Annotated in this window: 5 protein-coding genes and 2 pseudogenes; 3 read left to right on the top strand and 4 right to left on the bottom strand. The window is 71.6% G+C overall.

The window, feature by feature from the left end:
* Positions 1-108: 108 nt before the first annotated feature.
* Positions 109-768 carry a papain-like cysteine protease family protein gene (locus MHW47_RS27030; RefSeq protein WP_239226381.1) on the bottom strand — a complete coding sequence of 220 codons (660 nt, stop codon included), beginning with the start codon at positions 766-768 and terminating at the stop codon, positions 109-111.
* 227 nt (positions 769-995) lie between these two features.
* On the opposite strand from MHW47_RS27030, the pseudogene MHW47_RS27025 reads away from it, so the two are divergent.
* A pseudogene (locus MHW47_RS27025) lies at positions 996-1921 on the top strand (hypothetical protein).
* 30 nt (positions 1922-1951) lie between these two features.
* Here MHW47_RS27025 and uvrA read toward each other — a convergent pair.
* Positions 1952-5461, bottom strand: coding sequence for an excinuclease ABC subunit UvrA (gene uvrA / locus MHW47_RS27020; RefSeq protein WP_239226380.1), 3510 nt, complete (start codon positions 5459-5461; stop codon positions 1952-1954).
* A gap of 176 nt (positions 5462-5637) precedes the next feature.
* On the opposite strand from uvrA, the gene MHW47_RS27015 reads away from it, so the two are divergent.
* Positions 5638-6327: a maleylpyruvate isomerase family mycothiol-dependent enzyme gene (locus MHW47_RS27015; RefSeq protein ID WP_239226379.1), complete on the top strand. Its 690-nt coding sequence runs from the start codon at positions 5638-5640 to the stop codon at positions 6325-6327.
* A 10-nt stretch (positions 6328-6337) separates the two neighbouring features.
* Positions 6338-6994, top strand: coding sequence for an MBL fold metallo-hydrolase (locus MHW47_RS27010; protein WP_239226378.1), 657 nt, complete (start codon positions 6338-6340; stop codon positions 6992-6994).
* A gap of 196 nt (positions 6995-7190) precedes the next feature.
* Here MHW47_RS27010 and MHW47_RS27005 read toward each other — a convergent pair whose 3' ends face one another.
* Positions 7191-8171, bottom strand: coding sequence for a TerC family protein (locus MHW47_RS27005; protein ID WP_239226377.1), 981 nt, complete (start codon positions 8169-8171; stop codon positions 7191-7193).
* A 263-nt stretch (positions 8172-8434) separates the two neighbouring features.
* Positions 8435-9600 (bottom strand): annotated as a pseudogene (locus MHW47_RS27000) (export associated protein); the annotation flags it as partial.

Below are 9600 nucleotides of genomic sequence, written 5' to 3'. Positions count from 1 at the left end.
CTCGCCCGCGGGGCGGCGGTGAGGAGGGCCGCGCCGGCCAGCACTCCGGCGGCGGCGAGGGCCGCGGCGGCGCCGCGGACGGGGGTGCGGGTGGAGGAGGTCATGCCGTCACGCCCCGATCCGGTAGAGCGAGTGGGTCCAGGAGAACTCGGCGTTGTTCACGTACCAGGCGTGGGAGGCCCAGTTGTAGCGGTTGCTGGAGGGCCAGGGGTCGCCCCAGTAGACGAGGCTGTTGGCGTCGTCGTAGCCGTACAGCACGTGCATGTGGCCGCCGCCGGAGGACCACTGGATGCGGGTCTCCACCGGGCGGCCGGCGGCTATCTCGGACTGCACGGTGGAGTAGCGCAGCCAGCCGTTGACGTACGAGCCGGGGTTGACGCCGGCCCAGTACAGGCCGTTCTGCACGTCGCCGAGCGTGGCCTGCGAGTTCGGGCACTCGTAGCCCTGGGCGCGGCCGAAGGCGGCGTTGCAGAACTGGTTCTGGCTGTAGGTGCGGCCGTACCAGGTGGCGATGGTGTTGCCGGAGGCGGCCCAGCACCAGTTGGACTTCTGCTGCGCCTGCATCGTGATGTTCAGCCGCCTGGTGGAGGCGAGGGCGGTGGCTTCCGGGGCGGCGGCGGGGGCGGCCGCGGTGCGTTCCTGGACCGCGGCGGTGGCGGTGCGGGGCTGGTCGGCGGCGGTGGCGGTGGCCGTGGGGGCGGTGAGCAGCGCGGCGGCGAGCGCGGCTGTCACCGACCACCGGACCGACCGGTTTCTCGGGTGACGCATGGCGTTCCTCCCGGGGCGGGGGGTGGGGGTTCCAAGGAGCGCGTCCGGACGCTGAGGAGGAGCATCAACCGTTGTCGGGGACGGGTCAACACGCTTGAATGCGGGTGAACACCGCGGTGTGAACGCCAGGGGCCCCGGTGTGAACGCGCGCCCCCGACCACCTGCGGACCGGCAGCCGCCGCCGGGGTTCCGTGCCCGGCCGGCGTGAACGTTCACCAGGAGGACCCATGCGGCACACCGAGGCCGAACTGGCGCAGGTGCTGCACACCGGCCCGTTCCATCTGGCCCTGCGTACCGCGCTGGCGGTGCGCGGACTGCCGCTCCAGCGGGTGAGGCACCATCTGGCGCATCGCGGGGTCACCGTCGGCGTGACCAGCCTGAGCTACTGGCAGCAGGGTGCCCGGCGGCCGCAGCGCCCGGAGTCGCTGCGGGCGGTGAAGGCCCTGGAGGAGGTGCTGGGGCTGCCGGTGAACTCGCTGCTGGGGCTGCTGGACGCCGGGGAGCCCCGCCCGGACCCCGACCGGCCGCCTGCCCGGTCGTACCGCTCCCTGGTGGAGGCGTCCGGGGCGGTGGAGCGGCTGCTGGCGGCGATGGAGTCCCCGGCGGACGGCGGGCTGCACACGGTGGGCCACCAGGAGCGGGTGCGGATCGGTCCGGGGCGCCGGATGCAGCGCCGCGACTCCCAGCACGTGGTGCGCGCGCACCGGGACGGCGTCGACCGCTACCTCGCCGTGTACGTGGGCGATCCGGGCTGCGATCCGGCGCGGGTCGCGGTGCGCGCGCGGGAGAACTGCCGCACGGGCCGGGTCCGCTGGGACCGGGAGACGGGGGTGCTGGTCGCGGAGCTGCTGTTCGACACCCGGCTGCGGGCGGGCGAGACGTACCTGTTCGGCTACGGCTTCGAGGACGGTACGGGCGGGCCCTGCGGCGAGTACATGCGCGGCTTCACCTTCGGGGGCGGGCAGTACGTGCTCCAGGTCGGGTTCGACGAGGAGGCGCTGCCGGTGCGGTGCCGCAGCTTCGCGCAGGCGTCGGCGGGCGCGCCCCGCGCCGCGCGGGCCGACCTCACGCTGACGGGCCGGACCGCACCGTGCACCTGGTGGAGCCGGGGGTGCGGCCGGGGCTGGTGGGCATCGACTGGGACTGGGAGTGAGCCCCGCCGGGCGGGGCGGGTCCGGGCGGGTCAGGCCTTGGGGCCGGCGATCAGCTTTCCGCCCTCGACGCGGACCGGGACGGACGGCAGCGGCACGGTCGCCGGGCCCTGGGTGGCCTTGCCGGTCGTCGTGTCGAAGAGGCTGCCGTGGCAGGGGCAGTGGCCCTCGTTCTTCTCGACCCGGTCGAGCAGGCAGCCGGCGTGGGTGCACTGAGCGCTGAACGCCTTGTACTCGCCCTTGGCCGGGCAGCTGACGATCACGCGCTGCTCGCGGTAGAGCTTGGACTGGCCGACCGGGATCTCGTCGGGCGCGCCGAGTTCGACGGGGGCGGTGGGGGTCGGCGTCTGGGCGTGACCGAGCTTGGAGTCCGTCGAGCAGGCGGCGGCTCCCAGCCCGGCGACGCCGGCGAGAGCGGCGCCCTTCAGCACGGTGCGGCGGGCGGCGGGCTGGCCGGACATGCGGTCTCCACGGGTCGAGGCGTCAGGGGCAGAGCGGGATGCCGTGCCGGGGCTGCCCGAGGGCGGCGGCGGCATCGGTGACGTAACCGACGATACCGGCGGAGACGGGCGCCTCGGCGCGCGGGCCGGTCCGGCCGGATCGTGGCTGGTCAGGGGCGGGAACGCGGCGGCCGTCTTCTTGGCGGCCTTGCGGGCGGCCGGCTTGCGGGCGGCGGGGACGGCGGCCTCGCCGATCCGGTCGGCGTCCAGGATGTCCTGGAGGAACTTCCCGGTGTGGCTCGCGGGGACGCCGGCCACGTACTCCGGGGTGCCCTCGGCGACGACCATGCCGCCGCCGCTGCCGCCCTCGGGGCCCATGTCCACGACCCAGTCGGCCGTCTTGATGACGTCCAGGTTGTGCTCGATGACGATCACCGAGTTCCCCTTGTCGACCAGACCGGACAGCACCTTGATCAGCTTGGAGATGTCCTCGAAGTGCAGACCGGTGGTCGGCTCGTCCAGGACGTAGACCGTGCGGCCGGTCGAGCGCTTCTGCAGCTCGCTGGCGAGCTTGACCCGCTGGGCCTCGCCGCCGGAGAGCGTGGGCGCGGACTGGCCGAGCCGCACGTAGCCGAGACCGACCTCGTTGAGCGTGCGCAGGTGGCGCGCGATGGTCGGGACGGCCTCGAAGAACTCCAGGCCCTCCTCGATCGGCATGTCCAGCACCTCGGCGATGGACTTGCCCTTGTAGTGGACCTCCAGCGTCTCCCGGTTGTAGCGCGCGCCGTGGCAGACCTCGCACGGGACGTACACGTCGGGCAGGAAGTTCATCTCGATCTTGATGGTGCCGTCGCCGGAGCAGTTCTCGCAGCGGCCGCCCTTGACGTTGAAGGAGAACCGGCCCGGCAGATAGCCGCGGACCTTGGCCTCCATCGTCTCGGCGAACAGCTTGCGGACGTGGTCGAAGACGCCGGTGTACGTGGCCGGGTTGGACCGGGGCGTACGGCCGATGGGCGACTGGTCGACGTGCACCACCTTGTCGACGAGGTCGTCCCCGTCGACCCGGGTGTGCCGGCCGGGCACCGACTTGGCGCCGTTCAGCTCGCGGGCCAGGTGGGTGTAGAGGATGTCGTTGACCAGCGTGGACTTGCCGGAACCGGAGACGCCGGTGACGGCGGTGAGCACGCCGAGCGGGAAGGAGACGTCGATGTCCCGCAGGTTGTTCTCGCGCGCGCCGTGCACCGTGAGCTGCCGGGCGGGGTCCACGGGGCGCCGGACGTCGGGGACGGGGATCGACTTCTTGCCCGTGAGGTACTGGCCGGTGACCGACTTGTCGTTGGCCAGCAGTTCCTTGAGCGAGCCGGAGTGGACCACCTTGCCGCCGTGCTCACCGGCGCCGGGGCCGATGTCCACGACCCAGTCGGCGACCTTGATGGTGTCCTCGTCGTGCTCCACGACGATGAGCGTGTTGCCCATGTCGCGGAGGCGGACCAGGGTTTCGATCAGCCGGTGGTTGTCGCGCTGGTGCAGCCCGATGGAGGGCTCGTCCAGCACGTAGAGGACGCCGACGAGCCCGGAGCCGATCTGGGTGGCGAGCCGGATGCGCTGGGCCTCGCCGCCGGACAGCGTGCCGGCGGCGCGGTTCAGCGAGAGGTAGTCCAGGCCGACGTCGACCAGGAACCGCAGCCGCTCGTTGACCTCCTTGAGCACCCGCTCGGCGATCTTCTTGTCGCGGGCGTTCAGCGTCAGCCGGCCCAGGAACTCGGCGCAGTCGCTGATGGACATCGCGGAGACCTCGGCGATGGACCGGTCCATCACCGTGACCGCGAGGACGATCGGCTTGAGCCGGGTGCCTTCGCAGGTCGGGCAGGGGACCTCGCGCATGTACCCCTCGAACCGCTCCCGGCTGGAGTCGCTCTCGGCCTCGGAGTGGCGCCGCTTGACGAACTGGACGGCTCCCTCGAAGGAGGGGGTGGTGTAGGCGCGCTCGCGCCCGTACCGGTTGCGGTAGCGGACCTCGGTCTGGATCTTGTGGCCGTGCAGCAGGGCCTTCTTGGCGCGCTGCGGCAGCCCCGCCCAGGGGATGTCCGTACGGAAGCCGAGGGCGTCGGCCAGGGCGTTGATCTGGCGGCCGAAGTACTCCTTGGTGTGGCCGTGGGACCAGGGGTGGATCGCGCCCTCGTCGAGCGACTTCTCCTCGTCCGGGACGATCAGCTCCGGGTCGACCTCCATGCGCGTACCGATGCCGGTGCAGTCGGGGCAGGCGCCGAACGGGGAGTTGAAGGAGAAGGAGCGCGGCTCCAGCTCCTCGAAGGAGAGGTCGTCGTAGGGGCAGTAGAGGTGCTCGGAGTACATGCGCTCGCGCTCGGGGTCGTCCTCGGGGAGGTCGACGAAGTCGAGCACGACCATGCCGCCGGAGAGGCCCAGCGCGGTCTCGACGGAGTCGGTGAGCCGACGCTTGGCGCTGTCCTTCACGGTGAGGCGGTCGACGACCACCTCGATGGTGTGCTTCTCCTGCTTCTTGAGCGCGGGCGGCTCGGAGAGCTGGACGGTCGCGCCGTCCACCCGGGCGCGGCTGTAGCCCTTGGTCTGGAGGTCCGCGAACAGGTCGACGAACTCGCCCTTGCGCTCGCGCACCAGCGGCGAGAGGACCTGGAAGCGGCTGCCCTCGGGCAGGGCGAGGACCTTGTCCACGATGGCCTGCGGCGACTGGCGCGAGATCGGGCGGCGGCACTCGGGGCAGTGCGGCTTGCCGATCCGGGCGAAGAGCAGCCGGAGGTAGTCGTAGACCTCCGTGATGGTGCCGACCGTGGAGCGCGGGTTGCGCGAGGTCGACTTCTGGTCGATGGAGACGGCGGGCGACAGGCCCTCGATGAAGTCGACGTCCGGCTTGTCCATCTGGCCGAGGAACTGCCGCGCGTACGAGGAGAGGGACTCCACGTAACGCCGCTGGCCCTCGGCGAAGATCGTGTCGAACGCGAGCGACGACTTGCCCGACCCGGAGAGCCCGGTGAAGACGATGAGGGAGTCGCGGGGGAGGTCGAGCGAGACGTTCTTGAGGTTGTGCTCGCGAGCGCCACGGACGATGAGACGGTCGGCCACGCCGGTCCGCACCTTTCTAGAGAGAAGCGGGGGAACTGAGCCCCTGGCCCAGGTTATGGGGGGCGCCACAGCGGTGTACGGAGCTTTCGACTCCGAGCGTATAGCACGCACATTCGAATTGCGGACGGCTGAGAACTCCTTCACCCGAACGAGTGGCCGCGGCTAGGCTCGGCCCCATGACGGATCATGCGCACGACCTGGAAGCACTGCGGGAAGCGACCGATCGGCTGCTGCGCGCCACCGGCGAACTGGACGACGCCGCGCTGGCAGCGCCCTCGCGCCTGCCGGGCTGGAGTCGCGGTCATGTGGTCGCGCACCTCTCCCGTAACGCCGACGCCCTCGTGAATGTTCTCCAAGGGCGGCCGATGTACGCAGACAGCGAAACCCGCGACCGCGACATCGAGCGGGACGCCGTCAGGACGGGGGCGGAGCAGCAGGCGGACCTGGCCGCGAGCGCGGACCGCCTCGCCGAAGCCGCGGCCGTCCCGGCGGACTGGTCGCGCACGGTGACCCTGCGCAACGGCATCACGGACACGGCCTCCCGGCTGCCCTTCCGGCGCCGGGTGGAGGTGGAGCTGCACCACGTCGACCTGGACATCGGCTACGAGCTGGAGGACCTGCCGGAGGAGTTCACGGCGCGGGAGATCGACTTCCTGACGGAGCGTTTCGCCGGGCACCCGCAGGTCGTGTCCACGGCCCTGGTGGACCCGGCCGGGCGTACCCGGACGACCGGCGGCGGGGCGGAGGGCGGCCCGGTGGCGGTCCGGGGCACGGCGGCCGACCTGCTGGGATGGCTCAGCGGCCGGCGCGACGGCGCGGCGCTGGCGGTCGAGGGAGGAACGCTTCCGGCGCTGCCCCCGCTATAGGCTGAGGAGTATGACGTACAGCGGAGCGGTGCACGTCGGCGGCCCCGCCGACGTGCACGAACTGACGGATCTGATGATCTCGAAGGTCGCCGTCGGCCCCATGGACAACAACGCCTATCTGCTGCGCTGCCGGGACACGGGCGAGCAGCTGCTGATCGACGCGGCGAACGACGCCGGGACGCTGCTGCGGCTGATGGGGGACGACTCGATCCGCTCCGTCGTCACCACCCACCGGCACCGCGACCACTGGCAGGCGCTGGGCGAGGTGGTCGCGGCGACCGGGGCGCGCACCTACGCCGGGCGGTACGACGCCGAGGCCATCGAGGTGCCCACGGAGGTGCTGGTCGAGGACGGCGACGTCGTCCGGGTGGGCCGCGTGGAGCTGACCGCCCGCCATCTCACCGGGCACACGCCCGGCTCGATCGCCCTCCTGTACGACGACCCGCACGGGGCCCCGCACCTGTTCACCGGGGACTGCCTCTTCCCCGGCGGCCTCGGCAACACGCGCAGGGAGCCCGAGGCGTTCGCGAGCCTGCTGCACGACGTGGAGACCAAGGTCTTCGACCCGCTGCCGGACGAGACCTGGGTCTATCCGGGCCACGGGCGCGACACCACGCTGGGGGACGAACGGCCCCACCTGCCCGAGTGGCGCGCCCGCGGCTGGTGAGCGGCGGGGCCGTCCGTTCCGCTAGGGCGTGTTTTGAAAGTCCCGCCTGCCGGTCGACGCCCGGCACGCACACTCGCGGCGTTGCCGAAAAGCCCTGGTAGCTCCGCTACAAGGGCTTCCCGGCGCCTTGCGATCGCACGCACCGGACGCCGTCCGGCCGCCCTCCGGGCGGACGGCGCTACTTTCAAAACACGCCCTAGACGCGGTCGGCGGTCTTCGCCTCGTCGGCCGCGGCGGCCTGCTTCTTGTTGGCCATCAGGCTGGTGATCGTGGTGATCACCAGGACGCCGCAGATGACGCCGAGGGAGACCGGGATGGAGATCTCGGGGACGTGCACCCCCGACTCGTGCAGGGCGTGCAGCACCAGCTTGACGCCGATGAAGCCGAGGATCACCGACAGCCCGTAGCTGAGGTGGACCAGCTTCTTCAGCAGCCCGCCGATCAGGAAGTACAGCTGGCGCAGCCCCATCAGGGCGAAGGCGTTGGCGGTGAAGACGATGTACGGGTCCTGGGTGAGGCCGAAGATCGCCGGGATGGAGTCCAGCGCGAACAGCACGTCCGTGGTGCCGATCGCGAGCATGACGACCATCAGCGGGGTCAGGACGCGCTTGCCGTTGTTGCGGATGAAGAGCTTGGTGCCGTGGTACCGGTCGGCGACGCCGAAGCGGCGCTCGATGTTCTTCAGGAGGCGGTTCTCCTCGAACTCCTCTTCCTCCTCGCCGGCCCGCGCCTCCTGGATGAGCTTCCAGGCGGTGTAGATCAGGAACGCGCCGAAGATGTAGAACACCCACGAGAAGTTGGCGATGACCGCGGCGCCGGCGGCAATGAAGACCGCCCGCAGCACCAGCGCGATCAGTACGCCGATCAGCAGCACCCGCTGCTGGAGGTGGGAGGGCACCGAGAACTTCGCCATGATCAGCACGAAGACGAAGAGGTTGTCGACGCTGAGCGACTTCTCGGTGATGTAGCCGGCGAAGAACTCGCCCGAGGCCTGGGTCTCGCCGGCCATGAGCAGCCCGAGCCCGAAGAGGGCGGCCAGCACGATCCAGACGACCGTCCAGATACCGGCTTCCTTGGTCGACACGTCATGCGGCTTGCGCCCGATGAAGAAGTCGACGGCGATGAGGGCGCTCAGACCGATGATGGTCAGCGCCCAGAGGGTCCATGAAACGTCCACTGCGCCTCCGGCAGTTCGCTACGGGCTTCTGATCAGCGTCGTCGCTGCCGGAGGTCTCTTCCACCTGGCGCGCGGGCTGCGCGCCGAGGCCGACGCCCCGGAACCGGTCACGGTCCGTATTGACGGGAACGTCGCGTACGGGAGTACTCCCCTCCGTCCCATGAACGGTACAGGAAGTCCCAAGGAAAGGTAAAGAGAAGTCTAAAGAACCTCCAAAAGGCCAGGTCAGGGGCGCTTTACTCGATGGGGGGAAGGGGTGCGGGTCAGCGGTGTCCCGTGCGGCGCGCCTCGGCCACCCGGGCCAGCACGTCGCTCAGGACCGCGCTGCCCGGCGGTGTCCTCGGCGGCTCGTACGTCCAGGCGTGGCCGACCCAGGGATCGGCCAGGTGGTCGTCGGCGACCGGGGTGACCCGCAGCAGCGAGCGCCACAGCGGGTCCAGGATCGGCCCGTACTCGGACGCCTCCTCGCGGTCCGCGACCATCATCAGATGGACGCCCACGGAGGGGCCCTCGTCGGCGAGGTAGCGCAGCTGGGTGACGGCGCGGTCGTCGAAGCCGTGCGGGAAGTCGTTGACGATCAGCAGCTGCTCGGCCGGGTCCAGGTCGGGCGGCAGCGAGTCGGCGGCGCCGGCCCGGATCGCCATCTGCACCAGGTCCACCCGCCGGGTGAGGTGGGCGAGGACCGCGGAGACGCCCTGGGCGCCGGACGCGGGCGGCGAGGCCAGCACCCCGGAGTCGACCAGCGGGGCCAGCGTGCGCGCCGCCGATCCGGCCGGGTCGATGACGTGGACCGTGAACTCGTTCGGCGGGTAGACGGCCAGCAGCCGGGCGGCGTGCAGCACGGCGGCCTCCATCGCCAGCCGGCGCAGCTCGTCGGTGCCGGTCAGCGCGGCGGCCTGGGACGCCGTGCGCCCGCTGTCGATCCACATGCCCCGCTCCAGCGGCAGCCGGACCAGCAGCGGGATGCGCACGTCGGCGCTCTCCGGCAGGTGCAGGTCGCCGATGCGCAGCGCCATGGGGATCTCCATCGGCACCCGGTAGCCGTGCCAGACGGGGTTGTCCCAGCCCGCGTAGGGGGCCGGGAGCGCGGGTTCCACCACGGCGGACTCGGCGGCGAGCTGCCCGAGGTCGCGGTCGAGGGACTCGCGGGCGCGGGCGGTCAGCTCGTCGCGCTTGGCGCGGGCCTCCTCGCGGGCCCGGTCGCCGGTGTTCCCGATGCGGCTGCGCGGATCGGACAGGGTGCGTTCCAGCTCCTGGTCCATCCGGGACTCGGCGAAGTCGACCGCGCTGCGGTAGGCGGCGACGGCCCGGGACAGGTCCTCGAACATGCCCCACACCTGGTTGTACAGGCGCTCGTCCATGGACCAGCCGGTGGCGTCCCCGGCGACCGGCTGGGCGGGGCGGCCGGGCTCGGCGGGCGGCGCGGCCG

The organism is Streptomyces sp. OfavH-34-F (assembly GCF_022347745.1).
GTDB lineage: Bacteria > Actinomycetota > Actinomycetes > Streptomycetales > Streptomycetaceae > Streptomyces.
This window is presented reverse-complemented; position numbering and strand designations above follow the sequence as displayed.